The organism is Kribbella sp. NPDC023972 (genome assembly GCF_040639075.1).
Lineage (GTDB): Bacteria > Actinomycetota > Actinomycetes > Propionibacteriales > Kribbellaceae > Kribbella.
Genome location: NZ_JBEZZH010000010.1, coordinates 61,402 through 86,782, shown reverse-complemented (window position 1 = coordinate 86,782; position 25,381 = coordinate 61,402). Strand labels below are relative to the sequence as shown.

General features: G+C 67.0%; 25 protein-coding genes and 1 pseudogene. 11 read left to right on the top strand and 15 right to left on the bottom strand.

Going from position 1 to position 25,381, the window contains the following annotated elements:
- Window positions 1–19: 19 nt before the first annotated feature.
- Together AB0F43_RS31275 and AB0F43_RS31270 are read right to left on the bottom strand one after the other, a co-directional pair.
- The gene (locus tag AB0F43_RS31275; RefSeq protein WP_360485416.1) at window positions 20–1,507 is read right to left on the bottom strand and encodes a hypothetical protein; all 1,488 of its coding nucleotides are present in this window, start codon (window positions 1,505–1,507) and stop codon (window positions 20–22) included.
- Window positions 1,504–2,679, bottom strand: coding sequence for a tyrosine-type recombinase/integrase (locus AB0F43_RS31270; protein ID WP_360484932.1), 1,176 nt, complete (start codon window positions 2,677–2,679; stop codon window positions 1,504–1,506). The genes AB0F43_RS31275 and AB0F43_RS31270 overlap by 4 nt, the downstream gene beginning before the upstream one ends.
- A 179-nt stretch (window positions 2,680–2,858) precedes the next feature.
- Here AB0F43_RS31270 and AB0F43_RS31265 point away from each other — a divergent pair, with 179 nt between their 5' ends.
- Both AB0F43_RS31265 and AB0F43_RS31260 read left to right on the top strand, forming a co-directional pair.
- The gene (locus AB0F43_RS31265; protein WP_360484929.1) at window positions 2,859–3,308 is read left to right on the top strand and encodes a hypothetical protein; all 450 of its coding nucleotides are present in this window, start codon (window positions 2,859–2,861) and stop codon (window positions 3,306–3,308) included.
- Between the two features lie 122 nt (window positions 3,309–3,430).
- A complete protein-coding gene (locus tag AB0F43_RS31260; protein ID WP_360484926.1) occupies window positions 3,431–3,937 on the top strand; it encodes a hypothetical protein in 507 nt (168 codons plus the stop codon).
- A gap of 157 nt (window positions 3,938–4,094) precedes the next feature.
- Here the strand turns inward: AB0F43_RS31260 and AB0F43_RS31255 are convergent, their stop codons facing one another.
- A complete protein-coding gene (locus AB0F43_RS31255; RefSeq protein ID WP_360484923.1) occupies window positions 4,095–4,358 on the bottom strand; it encodes a hypothetical protein in 264 nt (87 codons plus the stop codon).
- Between the two features lie 149 nt (window positions 4,359–4,507).
- A complete protein-coding gene (locus AB0F43_RS31250; RefSeq protein ID WP_360484921.1) occupies window positions 4,508–5,140 on the bottom strand; it encodes a hypothetical protein in 633 nt (210 codons plus the stop codon).
- 157 nt (window positions 5,141–5,297) lie between these two features.
- On the opposite strand from AB0F43_RS31250, the gene AB0F43_RS31245 reads away from it, so the two are divergent.
- Together AB0F43_RS31245 and AB0F43_RS31240 are read left to right on the top strand one after the other, a co-directional pair.
- Complete coding sequence (locus tag AB0F43_RS31245; RefSeq protein WP_360484918.1) at window positions 5,298–5,735, top strand: hypothetical protein; 438 nt, start codon at window positions 5,298–5,300, stop codon at window positions 5,733–5,735.
- A gap of 212 nt (window positions 5,736–5,947) precedes the next feature.
- Window positions 5,948–6,211 (top strand): hypothetical protein, encoded by a 264-nt coding sequence (locus tag AB0F43_RS31240; RefSeq protein WP_360485413.1) that lies wholly within the window; start codon window positions 5,948–5,950, stop codon window positions 6,209–6,211.
- A 201-nt stretch (window positions 6,212–6,412) separates the two neighbouring features.
- Here the strand turns inward: AB0F43_RS31240 and AB0F43_RS31235 are convergent.
- Together AB0F43_RS31235 and AB0F43_RS31230 are read right to left on the bottom strand one after the other, a co-directional pair.
- A pseudogene (locus AB0F43_RS31235) lies at window positions 6,413–6,637 on the bottom strand (low affinity iron permease family protein); the annotation flags it as partial.
- Between the two features lie 544 nt (window positions 6,638–7,181).
- Entirely contained in the window at window positions 7,182–13,763 is a 6,582-nt protein-coding gene (locus AB0F43_RS31230) for a hypothetical protein (RefSeq protein WP_360484916.1), read from the bottom strand.
- Between the two features lie 438 nt (window positions 13,764–14,201).
- Between AB0F43_RS31230 and AB0F43_RS31225 the strand changes: the two genes are divergently transcribed.
- Complete coding sequence (locus AB0F43_RS31225) at window positions 14,202–14,855, top strand: response regulator transcription factor (protein WP_360484913.1); 654 nt, start codon at window positions 14,202–14,204, stop codon at window positions 14,853–14,855.
- Entirely contained in the window at window positions 14,852–15,694 is an 843-nt protein-coding gene (locus AB0F43_RS31220; RefSeq protein WP_360484910.1) for a CHASE3 domain-containing protein, read from the top strand. Before AB0F43_RS31225 ends, AB0F43_RS31220 begins: the two co-directional genes overlap by 4 nt.
- On the opposite strand, the gene tgmC is transcribed toward AB0F43_RS31220, so the two are convergent.
- From tgmC to AB0F43_RS31195, 5 genes are all read right to left on the bottom strand, one after another.
- Window positions 15,662–16,921 (bottom strand): ATP-grasp peptide maturase system methyltransferase, encoded by a 1,260-nt coding sequence (tgmC, locus tag AB0F43_RS31215; RefSeq protein ID WP_360484907.1) that lies wholly within the window; start codon window positions 16,919–16,921, stop codon window positions 15,662–15,664. The genes AB0F43_RS31220 and tgmC overlap by 33 nt on opposite strands.
- Window positions 16,918–17,901 carry an ATP-grasp ribosomal peptide maturase gene (gene tgmB / locus AB0F43_RS31210; RefSeq protein ID WP_360484904.1) on the bottom strand — a complete coding sequence of 328 codons (984 nt, stop codon included), beginning with the start codon at window positions 17,899–17,901 and terminating at the stop codon, window positions 16,918–16,920. Before tgmB ends, tgmC begins: the two co-directional genes overlap by 4 nt.
- Complete coding sequence (gene tgmA, locus AB0F43_RS31205; RefSeq protein ID WP_360484901.1) at window positions 17,901–18,182, bottom strand: putative ATP-grasp-modified RiPP; 282 nt, start codon at window positions 18,180–18,182, stop codon at window positions 17,901–17,903. The genes tgmB and tgmA overlap by 1 nt, the downstream gene beginning before the upstream one ends.
- Window positions 18,183–18,347: 165 nt before the next feature.
- Window positions 18,348–19,406: a PDDEXK nuclease domain-containing protein gene (locus AB0F43_RS31200; RefSeq protein ID WP_360484898.1), complete on the bottom strand. Its 1,059-nt coding sequence runs from the start codon at window positions 19,404–19,406 to the stop codon at window positions 18,348–18,350.
- Window positions 19,403–20,332, bottom strand: coding sequence for an abortive infection family protein (locus AB0F43_RS31195; protein ID WP_360484895.1), 930 nt, complete (start codon window positions 20,330–20,332; stop codon window positions 19,403–19,405). The genes AB0F43_RS31200 and AB0F43_RS31195 overlap by 4 nt, the downstream gene beginning before the upstream one ends.
- Window positions 20,333–20,700: 368 nt before the next feature.
- On the opposite strand from AB0F43_RS31195, the gene AB0F43_RS31190 reads away from it, so the two are divergent.
- Together AB0F43_RS31190 and AB0F43_RS31185 are read left to right on the top strand one after the other, a co-directional pair.
- Entirely contained in the window at window positions 20,701–21,255 is a 555-nt protein-coding gene (locus tag AB0F43_RS31190; protein WP_360484892.1) for a hypothetical protein, read from the top strand.
- Window positions 21,256–21,324: 69 nt separating this feature from the next.
- Window positions 21,325–21,540, top strand: a complete 216-nt coding sequence (locus AB0F43_RS31185; protein ID WP_360484889.1) for a DUF6372 family protein — start codon at window positions 21,325–21,327, stop codon at window positions 21,538–21,540.
- A 111-nt stretch (window positions 21,541–21,651) separates the two neighbouring features.
- Here AB0F43_RS31185 and AB0F43_RS31180 read toward each other — a convergent pair whose 3' ends face one another.
- On the bottom strand, window positions 21,652–21,966 hold the full coding sequence (locus AB0F43_RS31180) for an endonuclease domain-containing protein (RefSeq protein WP_360485401.1): 315 nt from the start codon (window positions 21,964–21,966) through the stop codon (window positions 21,652–21,654).
- Between AB0F43_RS31180 and AB0F43_RS31175 the strand changes: the two genes are divergently transcribed.
- Window positions 21,895–22,410, top strand: a complete 516-nt coding sequence (locus AB0F43_RS31175) for a hypothetical protein (RefSeq protein ID WP_360485410.1) — start codon at window positions 21,895–21,897, stop codon at window positions 22,408–22,410. The two genes, AB0F43_RS31180 and AB0F43_RS31175, sit on opposite strands and share 72 nt — an antisense overlap.
- Window positions 22,411–22,443: 33 nt before the next feature.
- On the opposite strand, the gene AB0F43_RS31170 is transcribed toward AB0F43_RS31175, so the two are convergent.
- The 3 genes from AB0F43_RS31170 to AB0F43_RS31160 all read right to left on the bottom strand — a co-directional run bounded on the left by AB0F43_RS31170 (window position 22,444) and on the right by AB0F43_RS31160 (window position 24,093).
- Window positions 22,444–22,620: a recombinase family protein gene (locus tag AB0F43_RS31170; protein WP_360484886.1), complete on the bottom strand. Its 177-nt coding sequence runs from the start codon at window positions 22,618–22,620 to the stop codon at window positions 22,444–22,446.
- A 42-nt stretch (window positions 22,621–22,662) separates the two neighbouring features.
- Window positions 22,663–22,812, bottom strand: a complete 150-nt coding sequence (locus AB0F43_RS31165; protein WP_360484883.1) for a hypothetical protein — start codon at window positions 22,810–22,812, stop codon at window positions 22,663–22,665.
- Window positions 22,813–23,559: 747 nt separating this feature from the next.
- The gene (locus AB0F43_RS31160) at window positions 23,560–24,093 is read right to left on the bottom strand and encodes a GntR family transcriptional regulator (protein WP_360484880.1); all 534 of its coding nucleotides are present in this window, start codon (window positions 24,091–24,093) and stop codon (window positions 23,560–23,562) included.
- A gap of 117 nt (window positions 24,094–24,210) precedes the next feature.
- Here AB0F43_RS31160 and AB0F43_RS31155 point away from each other — a divergent pair, with 117 nt between their 5' ends.
- Both AB0F43_RS31155 and AB0F43_RS31150 read left to right on the top strand, forming a co-directional pair.
- Window positions 24,211–24,915 (top strand): GAF and ANTAR domain-containing protein, encoded by a 705-nt coding sequence (locus AB0F43_RS31155; protein ID WP_360485398.1) that lies wholly within the window; start codon window positions 24,211–24,213, stop codon window positions 24,913–24,915.
- 199 nt (window positions 24,916–25,114) lie between these two features.
- Window positions 25,115–25,327, top strand: coding sequence for a helix-turn-helix domain-containing protein (locus tag AB0F43_RS31150; protein ID WP_360484877.1), 213 nt, complete (start codon window positions 25,115–25,117; stop codon window positions 25,325–25,327).
- Window positions 25,328–25,381: the final 54 nt, after the last annotated feature.

Here is a 25,381-nt window from a genome sequence, read left to right as displayed (position 1 = left end):
GTGAGCCGAAACGTCTCGATCAGTGCCCATGACCAGAAGGCCGCGTCCTCTTCGTAGCTGAGGTTGCGCGACTTGTGGTCTGCGCTGTCGATGCGAACCTGTCCGGTGGGCCGAGCCCGCCGGACCGTCCAGACATCTCTGGCAACGCTGATGGTGCCGCCATGGCCGGCTGCGGTGGCCGCTGCGAGCAGTTCGGCTGACGCGCGGCGGTCCTTCCTCGCCTGTGCGAGTAGCTGCGGGAGAACCGGCGCGATCTGGCGAGTTCGTTGCTGTGTCCGCGCAACTTGCTTGCGGCGCAGCTTGGCGTAGCCGGCCACCTCGTGCCGGCTGATGGGTGGGGCGCGCAGGCCCAGGGCGCCCAGTAGGAGTCCTCCAGTGCCCACTGGGCGAGGTCGAGATAAAAGGCCCGCACGATGAACAGCTGGTTGAGGTGGCCGACTCGCAGCTCGCCGTCCTGCCGGACTCTGATGCGTTGCTTCCACTCGTCGGCGATCTCCCGTGTGAGAGCGAGACTCGGCAGGTCGGGATGGCGAGAAGTGATGTCCAGCCAGAAGTTCTTGACCAGGATCTGTGCGTGGCTGCGCCAGGTCGAGTAGTCGAGGCTCGGCCGGCGCTGTTTCAGGTACTCAAGGAACAGCTCACGATGCGGGCTGCGAAGGTCGTAACGGTCGATCAGTTCCTCCGCCGACAGCTGCGGCTCGCGGCCCCGCTGCGCTGGCCAGGCCACGGTTTCGTGGCTGATCCAGCCCAGGTCCATCAGCACTCGCCACAGGTGCTCGATCGAGCGTCGATGCGAACTATGTAGTCGCAGCGGCGCCAAGGCCGCATCCATGGTTAGCAGGTCCTCTGCGGTCACCTGGCGGATCGTCTTGCCGGTGTGAGCCAAGATCTTGCCCAGCGTGTGCCGGACTCGCTTGCTGAGCGTGGTGCTGCCGAGCAGCTGATCGATCCGCACGCCGATGGTCGCCGCGTTGCCGGGGTCGCGATATTCGCCGATCGTGTGGAACAGGCCGAGTTGGCGGCCCTGCTGCCAGGCGTAGGACGGACGCACGATGTCGAGGACGACCATCACGGTCAAACCCGCCGTCAACGAGTCGCGCAGCGGCTTGGCGCAACCGGGCTGCACAACGGTTTGCCAGTCCTCGTGACCAGCTCGGCGGCGCCCGCTCGCCGACGTCGCGGCATCGAGCAGCAGCCACCGGTCGTTCCACGTGTCGCCCGGCGAAGCGGCAAGGTAGTCCAAGATCGCGCGAGCTCCTTTGCCCGATGCTGCAGCCCAGATGCGTTTCCCTCGTGTCATCGTGCTTGCGTAGTTTCCTCGGCCGGTGCGCTGGCATGCTGCCAGCTGATGTTCCGCGACCGCCCGCTGAAGATCATCAGCGGGCGTGGTGGCCCACCGCATGGGCAGCGGCGGTTCGACGATCGACGCGAGGCGCTGCGGATCCGGTGGCACCTCAAGGAGCGGATTCGGCCTATGGCGAGAGCTCTGTTTCACCCCGGCCATCACCGGTCCCTACCCAACACCGTCGACAATGCTCCCGGGTCGTATTCGGCCAGGCCGCCTTGTTCTCGGTCGACGGCCGGACCGAACACGGCGCGGTGGTGAGCGACTACATCTTCAAGCCGTGGCTTGCTGTAGACCGCGAGCGTGTCCAGCGATGCGTGGCCGAGCAGGTCCTGCACCTCGTGCATCGGCATCCCACCGTCCAGCGCGCGAATCGCGAACGTGTGTCGCAGGTCGTGCAACGTCCAATTGGCCCCCAACAGCCGGTTCACCCTAGCCATCACCGCCCGCAGCGCGTCGTAGGTCAGCGGCCGGTGCGGCTCCCGCAACGTCAACCAGACCGGCTGTCCGTCTCCGGGCGTTCCCCGGTCGAGTTGGTAGAGCCGCAACCACACGAAAGCATCCGGTGACGCCGGCAACCACTGTCGCGCCCCACCCTTGCGTACCACTCCGATGAGCTGATCGCCGTAGTTGACCATGTCGCCGGTCAGTCCGAGTAGCTCCGAGGCCCGGGCGCCGCTGCTGACATAGAACGCGGCCAGCGCCCGGTCGCGATGCGACTTCAGTTTGCGGAACAACTCGTTGAAGCTTGCGTCCGGTATCGCTCGCGGCAACGGCTGAGAATCCTTCTGCCGAAGTGCCCGCCGCCTGGTCGGCGCAAAGTCGTCCGTCGGATTGTGATGCCCATGCGGACGACCAGCGACCGGAACCGGGTTCACCAGCGGCCCGTCGCCCCGCTCGCGGTGGAATTCGTAGAACTCGTGCACCGCCGACAGCGTGTGGTTGATCGTCGCAGGCGCGTAACGGGCCGTCTGAACCTTCTTGCCCGTCACCCGGTTCACCGGCAATCGGGGCCCGGGCGGATTCTTCGTACCGGTGAACTTGTCCGTCTGGCGTGCCCACAACACGAAGTCGCGGACCACTCGCTCTGACACCTGATCCCATCGGCACTCCGTTGCCCAGCAGAACCGCAGAAACCGCAGCAGCGACATCGCGTACGCCCGCACCGTGTGCGGGGAGCAGTCGTTGGCCACCAACTGCAGCAGCCACTCAGTGCCTGGCCCGAACTCGAGGCCCTCGGCGTCGACCACGATGAAACCTGGTTGCTGACCGGTCGTCCGAACGCAGCCGTCGGCACGCACCTCCAGATCCGGTGTCCTGCTACTCCCAGCCATGCCTGCAACGGTGCTCCCCGCACTCACCGGCCAACTGCTCCGACACGCGTTCTAACCACGCAGACTGATTCGGTTAATACACCACCGCTGCAGCTGTCACCGGTGACCGCGGATCTGACCGAAGCACGCGAATGGTTCGAGGTCCTGCCCGAGGCGATGGGCGTGGAAGGCGCCTGGTCGTGAAGGGCGCCAGCTCCCGTTACGCCGGCGGCCGCCGCGAGTGGGTCAAGATCAAGCGGCGCGACACGGTCGACGTAATCGCCGGCGGCGTCCTCGGATCTCTGCGCCGTCCAGAGGTGGTGATAGTCGGCCGCTACACCGACGCCGGCGAGCTCGTCATAGTCGGCCGCACAGTCCCACTCACAGCGGCCCAGTCGGCCGAGCTCGGCGCCGTACTGAAGCCAGCCAGGCGCGGGCACCCATGGCCGGACGAGATCAGCGCCCAGCGCTGGGGTGGCCGCGACTCAAAGAAGCCGCTCACCAAAGTGCAGCCCCTGGTCGTCCTCGAGGTACTGGCCGACGCCGCCACGCAGGCCGGCCAGTGGCGCCACGGCCTCCGCTACGCGCGCTATCGCCCGGATCTGACACCGGACGACGTACCGCCCTTCCCAGCTCCCGCCGACAGCTGACCCGCCTCGGACAAGATCGGTGCGCGGATCCCGAACCAGGCGTCGAGGATCGCGTCGTCGGCAAGCACGCCGTACGGCGCCGGGCCCCGCTCCAGAATCCGAAGCAGGGTCACCCAGGCGCCGTGCGACTTCGCACCCCATCGGTTGCCAGCCGCTCCGAGCTGCTCGAGCAGTTCGTCGTCGACGAGAAGAACTCCGACGAGCTTCGCGGCCAGGATTTCAACGTGACCCCGACCAAGGACAACCCGGTGGTTATCGCCCGCGTTCCGGCTGACGCCGACGATGACGCGGATCCGGGGCGGGAACTGCGCGCGTTCGCTGGGGTCTTTTACCGAACCTGTCGCTGTCCCATGCAGTTCAGGTGGGGCCTGGCGGGCGAAAACCGCCCGTTGCTCGGGGACGTCGGCGCGAGGAGCGATGCCCGTCGCCGCGTCGAACGACCGGATCGCGGCTATGTGCGGACGTTCGTCGCCGGCAAGTCGCGGAGCCGGCGCCGTCGCGACGGCTCGTCATTCCCGGCGGTAAGACGATGGCCCGGATCGCGGCAGTTTCCGCGTCCTGAGCGCGAATCGAGCGCGCGCATCGCGAGGTCACACTTCCCCCGGCAGATGAAGGCTGTTCGGGGTTGATATCCGGCACGACCCGTTCGACACGAACGACTCGCCGTAGACATTTTCGAAACTCTTGAAGCTGGCGACTACTGGCACACGCGGCTGCGTGAGGCACCTCAACTGCCAGTCGGCAGCGTGGTGGGTCAGAGCTCCAGCACCGGAGCGAGTTCCTCGGTCAACCGGTCCAGCGCTTCGCCCACACATCTCCGCGGACTCCCCTGCAGGCCGGGCAGTCGTTGTCGCGGCCGTAGCGTCGGACCCCAGCGAGCGCGTTCACGGGGTCCAACAGGTTCGCCACGAATCGGGCTTCCGCCCCGGCCAGAGGGACGCCGTCGGTGATCCGGTCCGGGTTGCCAGCACGCAGTAACGCGTCCTTGAGCACCTGGCCAGTCAGGAGCACCCCGGCGAGGACCGACATGAACCCCACGGAGAACTGCACAGCGCTGCCGTCCGAGGGCCTCAGACGGTTAAGCAGCGCGTCGCCGATCTGGCCGCATCCGCCGACTCGCCCCCAATCACCGCACCTGGTCCGGGTAGGTGCCGACGGCCGCGGCCGGTTGCATTCCTCGGTCCGGCCGGCCGGGCGGTTCATGCGCTTTCCTTGTGGGTCAGTCGGTTGATGAGGGTTCGGATCTGGGGGCCGTGGATGTGTACGGCGTCGCGCTTCCAGTCGTCGACGATGGACTCGCCGGCCTCCAGGTGGTTGAGCAAACCAGCGACGGTGATCTCGTAGATCTGGAGGTAGTTGCCGCTCCAGCGATGGGCCTGGTCACTCAGATCGCCGAGCTGGTCCCGCCAGGCTTGCGGCGGGTCATCGAATCCGTGCACGAGTAGCAGGTCCATGTCGCTGTCCAGGTCACCGTCTCCGCGGGCCGTCGACCCGAAGATGCTTGCGTGCTCGGGCTTGATCGCCCACGCGTCGATTGCGTCCCGGAACCGGTCGAACAGCCGCGGCCGAAGCGAGGTCAGTTCGAGTACGGCGTTCGCCGCTACGTGTTCGCGGTTCAGGGTGTACTGGACGGACGGACCGACAGTGGTCGCGTCGACCAGCCCGGCCGCGGCCAGTCGATGCAAGACGTTCCTGGTGCCGCGCTCGCTCCCAGCCCCCGCGAGCTGGTGGATGCGGCGGCCAGTTAGCGGCGCGGTTGTCCGGGCGAGCACAGCGAGCACCGGCCCCTCAAGGGTCTGCACCACGGTGCTGACCGGATTGGACATATCCATATCGGCAGTCTACTACCGATATCGGCATCTCGTTGCCGCTATCGGCAACAGCTTTCCGATGTCGGCAATCCACTGCCACACCGCATACGGTGATCGACGACCTACAGTGGGTCATGCCTGAAGTGGACACCACAGTGAGCAGAGCGGGAGACCGGCATTGGACTCTGAGACCAAGACTTCGCTTGCATCGGTTCGGCCGGCGCCGGATGCGTGGCCCACGCTGGTCATCGGCGTCGCGCTCGCCGCGCTGCTGAACCTCCTCGCCGTACTGGGCTCCGCCGAAACTGTGCCACGGTGGCACATCGCCGGCGCGGTCATCTTGCCAGCCAGCATCCTCTTCGGCGCGCTCGGCTGGCGCCTGCCGTGGCCCGCACGATTCCTGCGTACGAGCTGCTCGGCCGCACTCGCGTTGTTACTGGTCGCCAACATCATCACGTTCTACCCGCGGGCTCAGGCCGCGATCGCCGCCATCGGCTACCCCACGGTGCTGTCGTATGCGGTGGCCGCGGTCGGCTGGCTGGTCACCCTTTCAGGGCTGGGGCTGATGTGGCCGGGCGGACCCGTCCGGCCAGGCCTGTTCAAGCTGCGCTGGTAAAGGCCCGGGCAAGTCGCAGGCTCGGCGGCGGTCCGATCCGGCGCGGACCGGTGTGCCCCGCGCCGAGACGGTCTCGCGGGACGTGCAAGGCTCGACCGCCGCTGAACGACAGCCGGGCGAGCAAACCCACCGGGTGCTCCACCCCCAAGCGGTGAGGGTTCGGCGCAGGTCCGTGAGCTTCGCATCCGGATCACGTACGGGTACCGGGTGTCGTGAGCGACGACCGGTTGGACTTCCTGAGTGACAACGGGGAATCGGCGGTCAACGCCGCACGGATCGGGCCGGGTCAGTTCCTGCTCGACGTCGAGAGCGTGCAGGTCGGCTTCGTATTCGCTCTCGAGGGGCGGCGCTTCCGGGTCATCTCTGCGCCGGTCGTGTTGACGAAGAACAACTACCTGGCGACCGTTCGGGAGGTCCATGGCCCCGACGCCGGGCGCCAACTGACGGTGCAACTCCTCCTCGGTCGCCTCAGGTAGCCGGCGGCGCGGTGGTGCACGGTTCGTTCGAGCTCTCCGCTCCGAGCAGGTGCGGGCTGAACCCGGCTGTGCGGCGGCGCCGGAGCCCACCCAGTGAACGACCGCACGAGTCGCGCGGACAGTTGGTCGCGCCACCGGATAGTGGTCATGAGCTTTCTTTGTCCTCCAGGCCGCCTTACGTAGCTCGCGGGTCGCGTCGCGGAGTTCAGCAGACTCACCGGCCTGGGTGTCCATCAGCGACGCCGGCGCGCCCGCAACGGCGTTGAGCTTGTCCTGTACGGCGGCGTCGGCGCGGGTCTGGGAGTTCTGCAGTAGCGCCACCATCAGGAACGTCACGATCGTCGTGGCCGTATTGATGATCAGCTGCCAGGTGTCGATCGAACGAATCAGGAAGTACGACGGCGCCCACAGGAGCACCAGCAGCATGCAGAGCACAAAGAACCACGCGCGACGCGAACGACGACGCCGCGCCGGCAAACCGGTCGAAAAGGCTCGCTCGACACATCCGACGGCATATGCGCCGTACTCGTAGCCCCTGTTCGTCCCGCAAACGCACCTGCCCAGCTGCCGAACCGTGGCTCCCACCGATGAGCTGACTTCGGGCCAGGCGATGATCCGGATTCGCGGCGAGCCGGTGACCTGTATGTTGTTGGCCGCCCAGTCAGGTGTACCCGAGCGGACGGCAAACTGCGCAGGAGGCTCGGTGACCCGCGCCTATCTGGGCTTCGAATCGTCTTCCTCCTGGTGTCGGGTCTTTCGTCGGTCGCGGTATTTGAGGTACAAGCCAACCAGGGCGAAAGCGGCGCAGAAAACCGCAGCCACCAATCCTCTTTGCCGAGACCCTGGATTTGTATAGTAGCTGGACATCACGAGAGCCACGAGGGCGAGAATCGTGAACGCCGCAATAGACCCCCAGTCTGAAGGCTTCGGTCGGAAAGATCGTTTGCTGGCCATTGAACTATTGAACTCCCTAGTATTCACGCGCATAGAGCCAAAAGACTTGCCAAACGCCGGGGACGCCTTGGTAGACGAACCCTAGACGCAGCCTTCTGCCGTCAGCATAGGCGTTCGTGGCGACATCGAGTATGTAATTCGCGTAGATGTATGCTATTGCCGCAATTAGTGCCGCGGCCACCGGGTTTTTTGTGACGGCGGCGCCCACGACGGCGCCCACCGCGGCCGCAACGGCGCTAATTGTCCATGCATGCCGAACGATCCGGCGCGTTTCACTGTGGTCAAAATAGACCCGGATTCTTATATCTAATCCCCACCAGTGCCATTTTTTGCTCCAGTGGATGGAGAACATTCCGGATGGGTCTGCCGCGGTTGTAGGGCTTGTCGGGTAGGCGTATCGGGTTGTGTTTCCGCCTGGGACGGGGTCTGTGGAGGTGAACTGGCCTGTGACGGTGTTGTAGAGCCGTGCTCCCATCAGGGGAAGGCCGGCCGTGGGGTCGGTGCCTCTTTGCTGGGCACCCATCCAGGTGTACCCGAGCGGGCCGCCGACGGAGGTGGTGGTGTTGTCGCGGGGGTTGCCGTATTCGTCGTTGTCGGCCCATGCGTTGATCGCTGTGGCGCTGCCAGACGCGGGCAGGGTGACGGTGGTGACGATGTCGCCGCGCGGGGTGGCCAGGGGCAGGGTGACGGCGGGTGTTCCGCCAGTGGTGGTGATCTCGGCGGCAAGTTCACCGGTCAGGGAGGTGATGTATCGGGTCGTGCTTGTGGTTCCACCGGCCGGGGTGGTCTGTGACCATCCCGGGTTGTCACTGGGGTTTGTGTAGTGCTGCACCGTCGTCGAGGCCGTCGACCCAGTAGGCCCTGTGGTCGCCGCGGCCCGGCGGTCGGCCGCATCTAACGTGTAGGTGGTGGTCTGCCCGTTCTGGGTGATGGTGTGGGCACCGTCGCTGTCGTAGTAGCTGAGCGTGAGGTCGCCTGCCGAGCTCCCGTTCCGTGTATCTCCGGCGGGGATTGTCGTGGCTCGTCCGAGAGCGTCGAAGGTGTAGGTGCCGGCTGGCCCGGAGCCGGTGTCGGGGCCTGTGGTGAGGCGGTCGGCGGAGTCGTAGGCGTGGCTGGTTGTGGTGGTGCCGGTGATGTTGGTGGTGGCGCAACTGCCGTCGGCGTTGGCGGGCCGACTGGTGAGGCTGGTGCGGTTGCCGTTGGCGTCGAACCCGTACACGCGGGTGACGCAGGGGGGCAGCGTAGCGGTGATGTCGACGCCGGTCTGGGCTGCGGTGCGGTCGTTGACCTGGGTCAGGCGGCCGGCGTTGTCGTAGGTGTAGCGCCGGTCGTAGGGGATGGCCGAGCCGACACTGCCGGTCGGGCTGGTGAACGCGGTGCCGTCGGGCGTCCATTCGTGGGTGATGCGGCCTGTGACGTCGTTTTCGAGCGACCAGGACATCCATCCGCCGTTGGGGTCGACGGTCGTCGAGCCATCGTCGTTGGTGGTTGTGACCTGGCCGGTATAGCGCCGGCCGATCGGTTCGCCGGTGTTGTCGATGTCTTCGTACTGGGTGATGCCGCCGGGCAGCTTCTGTGTCGTCATGGAGCCACCGGCATCGTAGGCGCCAGTCCATGTCTGGGTGGAGCCGGCGGTGGTGACGTCGATCTTTGTCGGGAGACCGCGATGCTCGGTCCTGCCGTTGGCGTCGGTGCCGTCGAAGGAATAGGTCATCGTGCCGTTCGGGTCAGTAACGACGGCGACGTCACCGGCGGCGTTATACACCGTCGTGGTGGCCGCGTCACCGGAGGGCTGGTAGGTGACTTGCCGGCCCCAGGTGTCGTAGCCAGTGGTGATCGTCCCAGCCGTGGTGCCGTCGGCGTTCTTCGCGGTAAGCACGGTCGGTTGTCCGGTGGCCGGGTCGTAGGTGGTGAATTTGTCGGTGTTGGCCGTCGAGCTGGACAAGCCGTTCACCCTGACGGCTGTCGACGCCAGGCGGCCATCGGTCAAGTAGGTCGTGGTGGTGGTGCGGGTCACCGTTCCGGAGGTTTCGGTGACGGTCGTCGGCGACAACAGGTAGGTGAATGCTGATGCCGTCGTCGAGGGCAGGCTCGGTCCAGAGCTCGGCGGCGCGGCGGGGTAGGTCTTGCAGACCAGACCGGCCCATTGCGGCTTCGCCCCGCACTCGGGGATCGTCGAGTTCGCGGCGGCGGTGTAGTAGATCGTCTTCGTCGTCCCGGCGTCGGCGCCGTTGGAAGCGGGTTGCCGGGTTTCGATGACGCGGCCTTCGGCGTCGTAGCGGGTGACCTTGGTGATGTCGCCGGTCGTCTCGGTGCGCAGGCCCGTCGGGTTGGCGTCGGTGGTGGTTGTGCCGGGCAGGCCGAGTGTCCAGCCCGCGGCATCCTGCGTGACGGGATCGGTGTATCCGGTCAGTGTCTTGCTGATGGTCTCAATGTCTGCGCCGGTGCCGGGATCTTGCGCCGACACTGTCACGGTGGTGGCCAGCTGGTATGGCAGCGACGTGTCGGGGTTGATGCCGCCGTTGGGGGCGCCTTCGTCGTAGTCGGTGTGGGTGTGCGGTCGGGCCCAGGCAAGAGCGCCGTTCTTCAGCGCGACCGACCGCGCCGGTCCGTAGGTGTCGATCACCAATGTCCCTGCCGGGGTGATCACGGTGTCGCCGTTCTTGATGTCAGGGTTGTAGACGGTCAGGGTAGCGAGCTGATCGGCCGGCATGTTGTTGTCGATGACGGCGCGCAGAGCCCGTTCGTCAAGTTCCCGTACAACGTCGCCCTGATCGTTGTAGTCGGTGGCGGTCAACTGCCAAGCGCCGGCGCCGTAGCTGGCGGAGTTGACGGTGTTGCCGACAGCGTCGGTGTACTGCAGGTGGGCATACGGCCAGTCCGCTGCACCGGGGGCGGTGGTCAATGGATGATCCGGGCCGAAGACCGCGAACCCGTTCGTGGGCGCCGCCCTCTGGTTCCACTTCGCGACCGTGCCAGCCGTCATGTCGGGTACGCCATCGCCTGACAGCGGGACAGCGTAGATGTACTTGCCCAGCGTCGCGGTGCCACCGGCCGGATCACCGGCCGGCCGGTCACGTGTAACGGAGTCGAGTTTCTCGGTGTCGCCGTCGGGCAGGTAGTTGAACTGGTACGGCACCTGCCCGGCAGGCTTGAGCGAGGTGAGGTGGTTGAGGGTGTTGTAGCCGTACTGGGTGCTGAGGTTCGACCGGGGGTCGGTGACGGTCGCCAGACGCCCGGCCGAGTCGTAGGTGTAGGTGGCGACCTTGATCGAGTCCATCCCGGGCGCCGGCTGACCGTTGAGGGTCTTGTCGGGGTTGTAGATGTCGAGCCAGGCGTTGACGAGTCGGCCGGTCGCGGCGCCGGTGATGCCGTAGTCGAACCGCAGCGCTCGGCAGCCCGGGCTCATCCCGGTCAGCGGCGTCGTGGCGTTGTAGGCGCCGCAAGTGACGCCGGGCGGGACCGGCGCGAGGATCCTGGCGACCCGGCCGTTGTCGTAGGCGTACGTCGTCTTGCTGGCGATCCCGGGCTCAGAGATGGACTCGGCCCGGAAGGTCGTGTCGGTCGACGCCGACGGCGTGGTCGTTGGAGTCCAGGTGGTGACGGTGCCGTCGTGTTCGATGTACGACAACGCTGTCGACGAGCCCGTGCCGGTGACGGTCAGCCGCGCGGCGTCTTGCTTGGTGTTCTCATCGGCCGGGGCCCAGTCGCCGGTCTCGAACGCCGACGTCGTGCGCCGCTGCCCCGACGGCGACTGGTATACCCGCGTGGTGCCGTCACCAGCGACCAGCGCCAGCGTGCCGTCGAGCCGGGTCGAGTCGATCACCTGCTCGCCGGCGACGCCCGCGCCGGCGCCGTCGAAGTGCGCCGTCCACCCGGGCCCGAACACGCCGTTGATGGTGTCGGTCGGGCCGTCGTAAGTCGAATGCGACCGTGAGATCGACAGAGCACCGGTGTAGCCCGGGACGGAGATGTCGGTCGCGGGCACGTTCAGCTCACCCGTCCACAGCGCCACCTGGCCGGGGCCGGCGTCGCTGGTCGGGAACCCGTCGCCGAATGCGTGCGGCACCCGCTGGATTGTGGTGTCTGCGGTCTGCGACCAGGTGCACTGGACGGTGCCGCTGTAGTCGAAGCAGACCTGGATATCGAGCTTGACCGGCACCCGGTCGTTCAGGGTCGTGGGCTGGATGCCGGCGGTGTTGGGGTCGGAGTCCAGGTTCGCGTCGGTCTTGGCGTTGTTGGTGTCCCAGACCGTGTTGACCGTGACGCCGCCGGCGCCGTTGTCGACCACCGGCAGCGCGGTCGCGTCCTCGTTCCAGCCGACCAGGTCGTCGGAGCCGCCGTACCCGGACACCCGCCAGCGGACCTTCGCGGTCACGCTCGAGGACGAGCCCTTCGGCGGGCCCGAGGCGGTGATCCGGATCGTGTTCGCGGTGGTGATGCGGGGGGTCGAGGCGGGCGACGTCAAGGACGTGCCACCCCAGCCGAGGTTCTGCGTCCAGACGGTCGACGTGTTTCCCGCCGGGGTTTCGGCTTGCGCGGTGATGGTGTGCAGCCCCGGCGTGTCCTTCTTGATCGTGACGTCGTACTTGGCCACCGCGGGGTCACTGGAAGGCGTGATCTTGATCTGGCCCGCGGCGCCGCCGGGGAAGTTTGTGGCCAGCGGTTTGCCATCCACGGTGATGTTGATGTAGCCGGGGGCGTTGTAGCCGGTGCCGGTCGCGGTGATGGTGCACACCACGTCGGCGGTCGGCGGGTTGTCCTGCCAAGAGTTGTTCTGGTCGTACGGCGCGGGGCACGACACCTGCGGATGAGCGGGAATCGCCGCCCCCATCCGCAACCGGGCCTGGTAGCTGGTCCAGGGACCGTCGCTGCTCCCGTCGTTGGCCTTGGCCCGCACATACAGCAGCGTGTTGTCCGGCAGATTCTGGCTCGGCCGGCAGCCGGCCGTCGTACCCGAGGCGTACACCGACGACGTGCACGTGCCCACCACCGTGGTCGAGTCGGTCATGAACTCGAACACGTACTTCACCGTGTTCCCGTCCGGGTCCGTGGCCTTGGTCCGCACCCACGGCGTCAGGCTCGGCGAATACATGTACGACGTGGTGTCCCCCGGTGCCGCGTACGCGATCGCCTCGGTGGTCTCCACCGTCGCCGGTGCGTTCGGGGGCCGGTTCCAGGTCAGCGAGATGTAGGGGTCGGCCGGGCCCTCGGTGGAGTAGAACCGCTTCCACGCGTTCGCGTCGGTCTCGTTGGCCGCCTTCAGCATCACCGCGACCGTTGCGTCGGTAGTGCCGGACCAGTACTGCGCCAGCCCGGTCATGTCCACATACACCCGATCGGCCGGGCAGGCACTGGAGTAGCCCTTGGCCGCGGACACCGACCCCCAGATCTGCTGCGAGGTGACCGGCATGTTCGTCCACCGGGTCGCCGTCGATGCCGGGAGCGACGCGTGCAGGTTCATCTGGGTGGCGGTGCAGGTGGTCGCGCCGTACTGCATCAACGACAGGTACGCCGACACCACGTCCTTGCCCTGGAACGACGAACCCGGAAAGTTCAGAAACGACCGCTCCGTCGTGGTCCCGTTCTTGCCGACACGAAGATCCACCGTGGACGACAGGTCGGAGGTGTAACCGGACTGCACGAACGTGTCGAACGTCGACATCACCGCCACGTTCGCGTACGTCGGGTCCACCGTCACCGGGAACACCCGCGCCGGATCCAGCAACCACTTGGCATCCGGCGCGATCACCAGCGTCGCCCTACCGGCCGACACCTGCTCCAGCGACATGCTCACCGACGCCGTGTTCACCGGCATCTTCGTGGCCTCGTCGGTCACCGCGTCCCACATCCGCCCCAGCGGGATCCGCGACCGGACGACGTTCTTCGCGTCCACGAACTCGATCGTGCCGTCCTTCAGTTGCCGCGCCGTCAAACCCTTTGTCCGCAGCGGAATCCGCCACACCGGCGCCGCCGATGGACGCTGCTTCACGACGAAGTCGGACTCGAAACCGGACCGGCGAGCGTCCAGCGTCAGATCCACACCCGGCTGCACGTCGGCGTACGTCGCCGTTGTCCCGCTGATCGTCGGGTCGGGCAGCTTCCACGGCGCCAGCCACTCCACCTGCCGACCCGAACCCGCGCCCACAAACGCGAACACCCCGCCGACCGCACTGCTGGGCTTGCCCAACTGCAGCCCCAGCGGGTGCCCCTTCGGCGCAACCGTGCCATCCGCGGCCTTGGCCAGCACCAGGTCGACCGACTGCCATGCCCCGCTCGGGGTCTTGAACCGGATCGGCGCGGCGTGCGCCTCGGTGGTCATCGTGCCGTCGGGGTTAGCCCACGTGGTCGAGGTCTGCGACCGCATCGACTCCACCTCAACCTTGGAGCCCTGCGACCTGGCAGTCACCACCGCCGACACCAAATCCGGCCGCGAGGCCACCTTCGCAACCTGCGGCTTCGGAACTGCCGTCTGCGCGGCCTCCGCCAGCTGACGCACCTCCAAACCGGTCGTGAGCAACGCCGCCGACACCACAACCGCCACGATCCGCGGGAACCACTGCTGACTGCCACGCCGAGAACGATTCAGGACAAACATGGGCGACTCCCCAGCTAGCGCCGGCCCGGGACGAGCAGTGGTGGCAGGCGGTCACCACGCTGGCCGGCGGACGTTACATCCGGCGCCGATGGATCCGCGTTACTACTATTCACTTGATTTCCAGCTAGCTGGAATCTTCACCGCTCAGGCTTGCGTCTCACGGCGTTCCATGCCCCACAGTCGCTCACCACGACCAAGCAGGAGGAACCTTGAGCAGGCACAAAGGGACGCCAGGTACTGGCCGGATCCGCGTCGACAGTCATGACGACCGACAGAGCCGTGGCTGGCGGGCTACGGGTCGGGAGACCTGGACACGGCAGGCGATGAGCAACGCATCGCCAGTGAGTTAAGGCCCGACATCTGGTGAGACACTAACGCCAGGATCCGGCCGGTGCCTTCGCGGCCAAGCCGAGATGAACGCTGAGCTGAGGATGCACGATGAGCCGGACCCGGGTGGCGATCGCGGACGACGACGTACTGCTGCGGGCTGGCCTGTCGAGCCTGCTGGAGCGATCGGGGTTTCAGGTGACAGGCCAGGTTGGCAACGGCTCAGGTTTGGTGGCCTTGGTTCGGGAGCGGCGGCCCGATCTCGTGATCGTCGACATCCGCATGCCGCCTACCCATTCGACCGAAGGGCTCGAAGCCGCCGAGGTGATCCGTCGCGAGCGGCCCGAAACGGCCGTCGTACTGCTCTCGGCCCATGTCGAGGTTGAGTACGCGATGCAGTTGATGAACGCCGGTCACGGGGTGGGCTATCTGCTTAAGAGCCGGGTGATGGTTGTCGAAGAGTTCCTCGAGAGTCTGCGGCATGTGGCCACGGGTGGCTCGGCCGTCGATCCCGCGCTGGTGCAGGAATTGGTGAACACACCCCGTCGTCACAAAGCACTCGCCGCGCTCAGTCAACGAGAACACGAGGTGCTGTCGCTCCTCGCAGAAGGTCGCTCCAACGCCGGCGTCGCAAGGCGTTTGTGGGTCACCGAGGGAACCGTCGAAAAGCACGTCCGCAGCATCCTCACCAAACTGGACCTCCCCGAGACAGACGACGACCATCGTCGCGTGCTGGCTGTCCTGACCTATCTCAAGGGTCGATGACGCTCCGGCTTGCCCGCGAGCGGGGCGATGTGATCGGCGGAGTCTCACGTCGCGTCGCCATCGCCAGCGGCCTGCTGATGTTGCTGATCGGTTCCGGCCTCGCTGTGCTACTAGTCTCGGTTCAGGACCTGCGCAAGTCTGAGGAGCAGGCGCGGCATTCCGAGGCGGTTCTCGCCAGCGCGAATCAGGTGGAGCGTCTGGTGGTTGATCTGGAGGACGGCCAACGCGGCTTCGTCATCACGCGTGACGAGAGGTTCCTGAAGCCGTGGAAGGCGGCCAGGTCCATCCTTCCAGAACAGACCTCGGCACTTGAGCGGTTGGCCGCGGACGACCCTGTGCAGCGGGACCGTGCGGCGGATATCAGCCGTGATGTGGCTTCATACCTGCGGGACTCGGCGACACTGGTCGAGGCTGCTCGACGTGATCCGACCTCGGCGCGGGCCGAGGCCGCGACCGCGGCCGCAGGTGAGCGTCGGATCGACAGGCTAAGGACGCTGTTCGACGACATGATCGCAGCAGAGGAGACCCTGTCGGTGACTCAGCAGGCGCGCTCAGACACCGCCGCCGAGCGGGCCGTCATCGCCGCCGCGGTAGGACTCGTCGGCTCATTGCTGCTCATCCTCGGATTCACGGCGTACTTGGCCCGAGCTGTCGTCCGGCCCGTCCTCGTAACCGCATCCATGGCGAAGCGACTCGCCGGTGGCGATCTCGCCGCACGGGTGCCCGAGACCGGCGTGGGCGAGATCGGCACCCTGGAGCGGACCTTCAACAGCAAGACATCTGAACTGGCTGCTTATTGTCGAGGGTCAGTGGTCAGCGGGAAGCTCCCACTGAGCTGAGTTGCTGAAGGCAACGGTTTGCTGGTCTTTGGTGATGTGGATTCGGAACTCGGTGAGCGGGGGTTCGCCGGCGGTCCGCCATTGGTCGATGGCGTGTTCGATGTTGTCCCACAGCGCGGTCTGGCCGCCTTGGCGGACGGTCCAGGCGCCGGTGGGGGAGCGGTGGAACGCGACGTAGGACTCGTCGGATTGCACCAGCAGGTGTTCGGGCAGATCGTCGTTGTCGGGCCCGAAGGCGAGGTGCTGGGCGTTGGGCGCGGCGAGCTGGATCAGCCAGTGCGCCGCGCCGGTCTCGGTCAAGACGTCCGGGCCGATGACGGCGGGGCGCTGGCTGATCAAGGTGCCATCGTCGCGGGTCGGAATGATGACGAACTCCGGCGTCTGGGAGCGGGCAGGCATGAAGTTGACCTCGGGGTCGGTGAATGTGCCTTCGGCGGTACCGGAGGCCGGGTCGGTCACGGTCAGCTTCGCCAGGCCGGAGGCGCCCAGCCAGCCGGTGAGCGTCACGAGGATGACGGTTCCGGGCCGGGACTGCTCGATCCAGCTGGGCGGGACGGAGCGCAGCGCGCAGGTCGCAATCACCCGGTCGTAGGGCTGGCTACCCGGGGCGCCGGCGAGCCCGTCGCCGACGACGAGCCGCGGCCTGTACCCGGCCGCGTCCAGGGCGGCCCGGGCTCGGGCGGCTACGTCTGGATCGACCTCGACCGAGGTCAGGTGATCGTCACCGAGCCGGTGGCAGCCGAGCGCGGTGGAGTAGCCGGTGCCGGTGCCGATCTCCAGGACCTGGTGCCCGTCGGCGACGTCGAGTTCTTCCCACATGCCGATCACGAGACTGGGCAGCGACGAGGACGAGGTCGGCACGCCGGTGCTGTGGGCGCCGGCGGGCAGGTCGGCGGGGGTGAGGTGTGCGTCGAGCTGGGTCACCCAGGTCTCGTCGCTGTAGACCAGCTCCAGCCACCGCGCCGTACCCGAGCGCGACGCCGAGACCGGGAGGTAGAGCGTCGGCGACCCGTCGGCGGGGTCGCTGCGATCGAAGAACTCCGGGATGAACAGGTGCCGGGGTACATCGTGGACGGCGGCCCGCCACTGCGGCGACCCGACATGACCGGCGGTCGCGAGCTGCGCAGCGAGCCGGTGCCTGAGCGCGGCGGCGGTCTCCTCGAGGGTGCTGCTGGTCGCTGTGCCGGCCGCCGTACTGGCCGGGGTGTTGCGGGGGGTGCTGGTCACGATGTGCCTTCCAGCAGATCTGCGAACGCGGCCGTCATCGGCGCGCCGGTCGGTTCTTCCATCCACACCCATTGCCCGTTCGGGTTGCACTCCAGGAACCACGGCTCCCCGTCGGGGTCGACGGCGAAATCGAAGCAGCCGAAGGCCAGCTCCAACTCGTCCAGGTAGCCCTTCAGCCGCGCAGCCATCTCTGCAGGCGGGTCGATGAGCTCGTAGCTGAGCGCGTCGTAGTCACAGCGCCAGTCCAGCAGACCAGGCCCGTCAGGGGGACCGGATGTGATCCGCACGCAGAACACCCGCTCACCCACGACCGTGACGCGCAGATCGCTGGTCTTCGCGGCGACCTCGGCCTGGAACTGGTGTGCCGTACCGGCGACGCTGCCGTACAGCTCGTCGACCTCGACCCGCTGCGTCCACAGCACCGCCGGCCGGTCGCCACGCCGTACCTCGGTCACCTGCAGCGGCTTGAAAACGACCGGCGCGTGCTTGGCGATGAACTCCCGCGCGGATCCGGGGTCGGAGGTGATCAGGGTTGGCGGGACCCGGAACCCGAGTTCGGCGGCCAGCGCCAGCTGGGCAGGCTTGGACTCGGCGCGCCGGTTGCGGTCCGGCCGGTTGACGTACGCCGCGCCCGGAAGCGCGGTCAGCACGCCGCCGAACCCGGCGACCGCCTGCGCGGTCGCGAATGCGGCGTCCCGCTCGCCCAGCCCGGGGAACCGGTAGCCGGACGGGCGCCGCCAGTACACCGATGTCACGTCGTTCAGCTCGATCTCTCGGCTAGGAGTGATCAGGGTCCCGTCCCAGCCGCCCGCGATCGTGTCCAGCGTGGCGGCGAGCCGGACAGTGTGCGGGAAGTCGCCGGGATCGACCCGCACGACCTCGACGCGGCCGCGCCGGTTCAGTTCGGCGATCACCAGATCGGCGTGCGGGTCATCGGCCTCGGTGACGACCAGCACTACCCCGTTCGGTGCGGTTGGCATCAGTCGGGACGTCCGTCCATGTTGGTGTCGCTGTCCTGCTTCCCGCCGCCCTTGCCGCCGTCGCCGCTGGTCGCGGTCCGCGTGTAGGTGTTGGTGATCCGGCCGTGCTTGCCCGCCTCGATCGGCTCCACCCGGGTCCCGTCCTCGGCCCAGTACCGGCCCATCTGGGTCACCGGGTCGACGTCGACCCGAACGTAGTCGAGTTCAACAGTGTGGACCCGCTCGGTCGCTCTTCCGAGCGCCCAGGGAACCACCGGCGCTGCTATCTGTTCGTCGTGCATCTCGCCCGCCTCCTTCGTGCCACGTCTCTCGGGGTGAACTCACGGAGAGTGTGCCCGCAACCACCGACAGTATGGCCATGCTCAGACGGTCCGCCGCCCACATCGCCCGGCCGCAGGCCGGCACCGCCGGACAGCTCCGGCAGCGCGGTCAGCACGGCTCGTCGATCAGTCGTCTTTCTGGTCCTTGGTCAAGGCGATGTCGACGCTGTCGGACAGCAGAACGGTGTCCACGACGTCAGCGAGTTCGGTGGCCGTCGGCAACTCTGCTCGGTCGCGGGTGGCGAAGGTGTACTCCGCGACGGCGATCGGGTGTGCAGCGCTGGCCAGGGCGTACCGTACGACGCGGTCACTCCGTTCCGCGCACAGCAGGATGCCGACGGTCGGTGCGTGCCGGTCAGGACGGCGCAGTTGATCCTCGACCAGGGAGACGTAGAAGCCGAGCTGGCCGGCGTACTGCGGCTCGAAGGAGCCGATCTTGAGCTCGACGACGACATAGCGAACCTGGTCGGCGTGGAAGAACAACAGATCGATGTAGAAGTCCTTCCCATCGACATCGAAGTGCACCTGCCGACCCACAAAGCTGAAGCCGCGGCCGAACTCGGACAGAGTCTGCTGCAGGCTGTCGATGAGGCCGTGCTCGAGGTCCCGCTCGTGTGCGGCCGCGGTGATGTCGAGGAAGTCGAACACGTAGGGGTCACGTGTGAGCTGCTGAGCAAGCTCCGAATCCGCCGGCGCGAGCCGCAAGGAGAAGTTCGAGGGTGCGGCGCCTTCGCGCTCGCGCAGCCGGTTCTTGATCTGGTTGAGCAGCACATTGCGGGACCAGCCGTGCTCGACAGCGGCGGCAACATACCAGTCGCGCTCGGCCTGGTCGTCCAGGCGGTCGAGCAGCACCATGATGTGGCCCCAGGGCAACTGCGCAGCAGGTTGCTGCGCAATTGGGTTTGGCCAGGCCCGTGCGGCGGAGGCCATGTACTGAAGGTTGCGGCCGGAGAACCCGCGCATCTCCGGGAACTCGGTGCGCAGGTCGTCGGCAAGCCGGTGGATCACTCGCGTGCCCCAGCCCTCGCTGGACTGACGATCCAGGATCGCCTGCCCGATCGTCCAGTACAGGGTCAGAAGCTCGGTGTTGACGACGCGGTGCGCACGCAGCTGCGCGGCCCGGACCTCCTGCTTGAGCCGGGAGAGCAGCTCGCCGTACCCGGAGGGCTGAAGCTCGGCGTTCACGCGTGGCCACCTGCGGCCGGTGCGGCGAGATTCATGTCCGGCCCGTGCAGGGCTTGTCCGCCGGCGGTCGAGGGCGCAGCGGCCTTCTTGCGCCAGGGCGCTCGTGGGTCTGTCAGGGTGTCGAGGACGAACTCGCACCACAACCGGGCCGCGTTGACCGCGAGCCGGGCGTGACGCGGCCCCAGTCCCTGCCGGGGCTGGCCCGGCCCATGGCCAGTGCCCCAGCCACGGTTCCGGAACTCCGACAGGCCGTGGGTGATGCCCGTCGCGCCGCCGAGAATCTTCTTGATGCCGAACGACGTGTCGGCCGATCCGTCGACGTCGGCGGGTCGGATCGCGAGGGCTTCTTGGACGCGCTGGACCAATGCCGGCAGATCGTCTTTTTCGGTGAAGGGGACATTCAGTTGGCGCAGAACGAGCTTGGCGGTGCTTTCGACGAGCTCCTTCGCGGATCCGATCGCCTGGGCTGGGTCGCCGCGGTCGATGGCGGCCGCGATCCGGTCGAGGTGATCGTGGATGACCGCCGGATCGGTTAATCCTGCCAAGAGCTCACTCGTGATGACCGGGGCCGCGGCATCTGTTGGCGCACCGGCGATCGTGCCGTCGTCGTCGAGGGTGTAGCCGTCGTACCGAAGGAGCTTCCGTACGCGGTCGACGCGGTCGTCCCAGCCGCACTCCTTGATGCGCTGCTCGATCGCGTCCTCGAAGACGATCCGGACCCTGGTGAACTGGTCCGTGCTGGACCAGTCAACCTGGTCTAGGTACGCCTGAAACAGCGTCACCCGCTCGCCACCGATGCCCTCCGGAAAGGTACTCGGCTGGACGTACCCGGCGTCCTGCCACATCGTGTGGATCCGGCCGATCGTCACGACGTTCACCAGATCCCGTACAGCGGACCGCGTCCGCCGGCTGACCAGCTCGTTCATGGTGAGGTCGAGGGTACGCCCCGTGGATCCGGCCGGCAGGCTGTTTTCTAACCCTCGTCGGCCGACTTCAGTACTACCGAAGCGCGACTTCGGCGCGTCGACGCGCCCCACATGCGCCAGATCCCGTCCTGGGTGGTTATCCCTGCGGTGCCGAGCCGTCCGTCGGCAACGGCTGTTACCGCTGATTTGTCGGTGGCGAGGGCTACGGTGGTTGTGGCCGTCGCACGTCGGCCTGACTCCGCGCAGTACCTGCCCACGCCGGGCTGCTCTGAGGACAAGGGGCTCCGCTTCACGTGTCGGTTTGTCCATCGGTCGGGTTCGCGTTCGTGGCCGGGGATGCGTGGGATCACTGGCTGGAGGACGAGACCATGACGATCGACAAGCAGAGCAAGCGCGCGGCCCGGGAGTTGGCGGCGCGTGAGGGCATTTCCTACACTGCCGCCCGCCGGCGACTGTCCGGACCGGATAGCGACCAGGCCGACCACGCCGACAGCCTTACCGGCGATGTCGAGCGGACCGATCCTCGGGCCGTGCTCTTGGACTGGTTCGACGACACGGCCGGGTCGCTCGAAGACCTGGTCGACGAGCTGGTGGCCGCCTACGCGGACGACGAAGGCGACGAACGGTCCTGGACGAGGCAGTACTACGAAGATCTGGCCGAGATCGCTATCGAGACCGTGAGGCGGTACCTGCGCAACCAAGAGGTTAAGCCGGGCAGGACGGACCCACGGCAAGCCATGACGGAGTGGTTCTCCCTCGCCGACGCCTACGAAGAGACGCCGCAGCCGTTCACCATGCTCTGGACGGCGTTTCAGGATGATCCCTGGGGCTTGACCAGCGAAGAGTTGGCACAGATCGCGCTGCGTACCGTCCAGTGGTACCTTCGCGACAGCGCCGCCAAGCTCAACAGCGGGCAACCATGACCGGCCTGTGCGTGTAGATCCACGGCAGTGGGAGACGAAGGCCTTCCAGGGTCAGAGTCCGATGACCCGGTGGACTGGGAGCAGCACGCCGCGGGTGGATGCCGCTGTGTGTGCAGGCTCTACCACGCAGCTCCCGGCGCCTGCCTCAACCCAGCAGAGCCGGGCTACCTGATCCGGATCGTCGTACCGGCCCAGGCCTGGGGTCATACGGATATCAGCGACCCGCTCCCGGTGTGCGCCAGCTGCTACACCGCGGTCGCACCACTGGCCGACCGGAACAGCTAACCCGGCCAGGACTTGTTGGAGTGAGCGCAACCCCCGTTGTTCTACTACTGGCGCCGATCGCGCGACGAAGGATGCCCGCCGTCGACCGGCGCAGTCAGATCTTCGAGGCATTCATCCGCCCAGGAACGCGGTGTATTCCGAGCCGGTCTGGATCAGGAGCTCCTGGAATCGCCGTCGCCGGACTTCGTACCTGTGGCTCTGGAACTGCGCTCGCCATCTGGGGTACACCAGTCGGAGAGGCAGTGCTGGCGGGTTCGCGAGATAGTCCGCGAACCGACAGCCGCAGAGGTGCCGACACAGGTCGACGACCGTGTTGCATGAGCCGCACAGGTATCCACGCACGAGCCCCGTGAGATGGTCGTGGTCAATCTTGACAGCCCACGGGTCCGCGCAGGTTGCACAGCCAGGGCCAGACGCATCGACCAGTCGCCTCCGGATCTCTGCGCGAGCTCCAGTCCCGTCGAGTGGCGCCGGCCACCGGCCAGCTGCGCGCTCGCATCGCTGCCGGAGCGGTACGCCTGCCACATCGCGAACCGGCTCGCCGCTCGAGTGCAGAGCCCGATCCTCGCACCAGCGCGAGGCGGTGAAACCAAGGCAGGCCGCCCGGTCGCCGGCGAACAGGTGGTAGATCCCGCCACTGTCGGGCACAGCTCGATCAACGCGTGGCATCTGGACCAGTGGCCCGCCTACCCCGCACGTGCCGTCATCGAGGAGCTCTGCGAGCGGCTGAGCGAGGTGAAAGTCCTCAACGGTGCACAACCGCCAGAGCAGCGTCTCGCGGCGCCCGGGCGGAAGGTCCATGACCGTCCGGGCTATCGGGGGTTCAAGGTCGTCGGCCATGTTGCAGAGAAACCTAGCGGGATCCTCTGACGCCGCGGGCTGACAGGTGTGCAGCCGGTGCGGTCAGTCGCTGAGCACAAGTCGTTCGGCGACATGGCGAGTTGCGAGAAGGCCGTCGACGGTCTTGTAGGTCCAGGTGGTTTTCCCTGCGGGAGTTTGGTAGCCGTCCGCGTTCATCCGGCGCGTGATCTGCCGGAGAGATAGGCCTTCGCTGCGCAACCGGATGACGACGTCCCGCACATCGTCGGGGCACTGCCGGGGCCGGCCGACCCGGCGCTGCCGTCATCCTTGGCCCTCGTCGTTCCAGCGACCGCCCCGGAGCGCACGCAGTACTGCGAGCCCCCGCTTGGTCCGCTTGTCGTCACCGAACAGAGCACACAGAACAGCCAGTGACAAGGCACCAGCCAACACCACACCGACGTAGTCGAACACCGCTCTCACTCCCTGGATTTGGGGGAGCGGCCTTGCGTTACGCCAACACCGCTCCCTGAACTTCACGGGATGCGTGAGCGCGGTTCGGCCCTCGCAGAGTGTGGCCGGACTGGGTTATGAGCCGACGGGTGGAACTAACACGAGACAACGGTGGACGCGCCGGGCTGAGGCGGCGGCAGGTCAAGCTCAGCAACGCATGAACCAGAGCACGAACGGTTTGCGCGATACCACTGAACCGCAAGATCGGTTCGTGGGGACAGCGGGCCACCGGCTGGTGCTGTGTGAAGAGCTGCACGGTGGCGAGCATCACGAAAACGGCGGCAGGATCGGCGCCCTGTCGGGCAGCAGATGCCGCCTGCGGCACCAGAGCGTCCTTCCTGACCATCACGAACCCAGCGTAGCCAGCCACGCCGACTGTCCTGGTAATTCGGTCGGCCGGGCGCTGTGCATTAGCGATGTCTCGACGTGCAGATACTGCCGATAAGCTGTCTTATGGCTACGCCGACCTCACCGGCCTGCCGCGAACGCACCGGCCGCGCTGGAAGCCGGCGAACTTCCGGCCGCCCGCCATGCTTCGTCTGCCGGCAGTCGGTGATGACCCCCCTCGGTCCGCGAACGGAATGCGGCGCCAATGAGGCTCCCGCCGTGAGACCGCTGGCCCGCTCGCTTACCACCGACCCCGGCATGCTCGCCTCCAGCCGTGCCCCGATAGGTCCGTGCACTCTGCCCACAGGCCAGAAGTGCGGGTTAGGCATCTAACTGCTTGTACTCATAGGTCAGACGATTCCGGTTCCCGGCGAAGAGAGTTCGGACGTATTCAACTGGTCTGACCTGTTCGCCGCTCTTCCTGGAGTACAGGACACGGGTGTGGTCGATTACAGGTGAGCCTGTGTCGAGCCCAAGAACGGTTGCCTCGTCGGGGTTCGCTAGGCGGGCTACCACGGCATCGATCCAGCCGACCCGGCGGTAGCCGGCGGCATCGATGATCGCCTCAATATCGGCCGCAGGATCCGCCGGCGCGACGATGTCGTCCGGGTAGTAGGCGTTCTCTAGTGCTGCCGGTTCGTCGCCTGCATACCTGACAGTCTGTCGGTGAACGATCGGAGTTCGTACTGCGATCTCGAGCTGGTCAGCGACGTCGAGGGATGCTGGCTCGGCCGTTGGCTGGAGAAGTTGTGCAGGACGATCACGGTGGAGTCCTCCCAGTCGGCGCGGTGGGCGACAACTGCGGAAGTGCCCGCGTCGATCACCGTCCAGCGGCCCCAGCCGAGTTCCGGGCATTTGGCCACACCCTGACAACCTTGACGGTGCCATGACAGCGCGGTGCTGGTGGCGCCGGGCGGGGGGAGCAGATGATTAGGCACATGGATCACGATGATCGGATGGCTGTGGGTACCGATGCCCCCTGAGGAGCCGACGCTCGACCCCGGCGCGGACGACGCCGCGGACAGGTTCGCCCAGCTCGCGGTGGAGTTGCACGACACCTCCGGCGTCGAGGACACGGTGCAGGCGGTGGTGCAGTTCGCGCTGCACGCGCTGAACTGCTCGCACGCCGGCGTCGCTTTGGTGGTCCATGGCAGACCGGAGATCCCGACGGTCACCGATCCGGTGGTGGCCGAGATCTACCAGCTGCAGACGGACAGCGGCGACGGTCCGCTGGTCGAGTCGATGCGCGACCGCAGCACGCTGCTGATCCGTGACACCGCCACCGAGGCGCGCTGGCCGGACTGGGCGGCCAAGGTACTGGCGGTCGGGATCGGCAGCGTCCTTGACGTGCCGTTGACCACGTCGGCCGGCACGGTCGGCGTGCTCGGGCTCTACAGCACCGCGCCGGACGCCTTCGGCCGCGACGATGAGGCGATCGCCCACATCCTGGCCCGGCACGCCTCGGTCGCGGTCGCGTCGGCCCGGCAGGAGGCGACGCTGGCCCAGGCGATCGATGCGCGAATGTCGGTCGGTCAGGCGATGGGGATCCTGATGGAGCGGTTCGACCTCGGCTCCGACCGCGCGTTCGCCATCCTCAGGCGCTACTCCCAAGACACCAACACCAAGCTGCGCGAGGTCGCCCAGCAGCTCATCGACACCCGCAAACTCCCGCACTGACGCGAGGAATCGGCCAGGGCACCGGTGGAAGGAGCTCTGGTCACGCGCGGGGCCGGAGGCTCAAGGTCCCGGTGTTCAGACCAGCAGCACCGGGACCGCCCCGAACGCCCGCGTTGTAGGCCCGAAACTCCCGAAGCTTGCCCCAAGTGACAAGTAGCTGACCGGCTCTGGCGTGTCGGCGGCGCACCTTCCCCTGCGGATGCGGACTCGTGAAGGCATGGCGATCGCCCGGGCCAAGGGAAGACTCAAGGACCGGGCGCCGAAGCTGTCCGCCACGCGGCAAGCGCATCTGCTCAAGCTGCACGCCGCCGGCGAGCACACCATCGCCGAACTGGCCGAGCTGTTCGAGGTCTCCCGCCCGACGGTGTACCGCGTTCTCGAACGCCACCGCGCCAGCGCGACTAGCACCTAGCCGATCTCGTTTGCGGCTGGTGACAGCGCTCTTACCAACACCCCAACTGCGGCA

Excerpts from the sequence above, each read along its gene's own strand:
- AB0F43_RS31270 (WP_360484932.1), bottom strand. The coding sequence starts at position 2,679 with ATGGCTGGGAGTAGCAGGACACCGGATCTGGAGGTGCGTGCCGACGGC.
- AB0F43_RS31250 (WP_360484921.1), bottom strand. The coding sequence starts at position 5,140 with ATGGATATGTCCAATCCGGTCAGCACCGTGGTGCAGACCCTTGAGGGG.
- AB0F43_RS31230 (WP_360484916.1), bottom strand. The coding sequence starts at position 13,763 with ATGTTTGTCCTGAATCGTTCTCGGCGTGGCAGTCAGCAGTGGTTCCCG.
- AB0F43_RS31225 (WP_360484913.1), top strand. The coding sequence starts at position 14,202 with ATGAGCCGGACCCGGGTGGCGATCGCGGACGACGACGTACTGCTGCGG.
- AB0F43_RS31220 (WP_360484910.1), top strand. The coding sequence starts at position 14,852 with ATGACGCTCCGGCTTGCCCGCGAGCGGGGCGATGTGATCGGCGGAGTC.
- tgmB (WP_360484904.1), bottom strand. The coding sequence starts at position 17,901 with ATGCCAACCGCACCGAACGGGGTAGTGCTGGTCGTCACCGAGGCCGAT.
- tgmA (WP_360484901.1), bottom strand. The coding sequence starts at position 18,182 with ATGCACGACGAACAGATAGCAGCGCCGGTGGTTCCCTGGGCGCTCGGA.
- AB0F43_RS31195 (WP_360484895.1), bottom strand. The coding sequence starts at position 20,332 with ATGAACGAGCTGGTCAGCCGGCGGACGCGGTCCGCTGTACGGGATCTG.
- AB0F43_RS31190 (WP_360484892.1), top strand. The coding sequence starts at position 20,701 with ATGACGATCGACAAGCAGAGCAAGCGCGCGGCCCGGGAGTTGGCGGCG.
- AB0F43_RS31175 (WP_360485410.1), top strand. The coding sequence starts at position 21,895 with ATGGTCGTGGTCAATCTTGACAGCCCACGGGTCCGCGCAGGTTGCACA.
- AB0F43_RS31160 (WP_360484880.1), bottom strand. The coding sequence starts at position 24,093 with ATGCCCGGAACTCGGCTGGGGCCGCTGGACGGTGATCGACGCGGGCAC.
- AB0F43_RS31155 (WP_360485398.1), top strand. The coding sequence starts at position 24,211 with ATGCCCCCTGAGGAGCCGACGCTCGACCCCGGCGCGGACGACGCCGCG.
- AB0F43_RS31150 (WP_360484877.1), top strand. The coding sequence starts at position 25,115 with ATGCGGACTCGTGAAGGCATGGCGATCGCCCGGGCCAAGGGAAGACTC.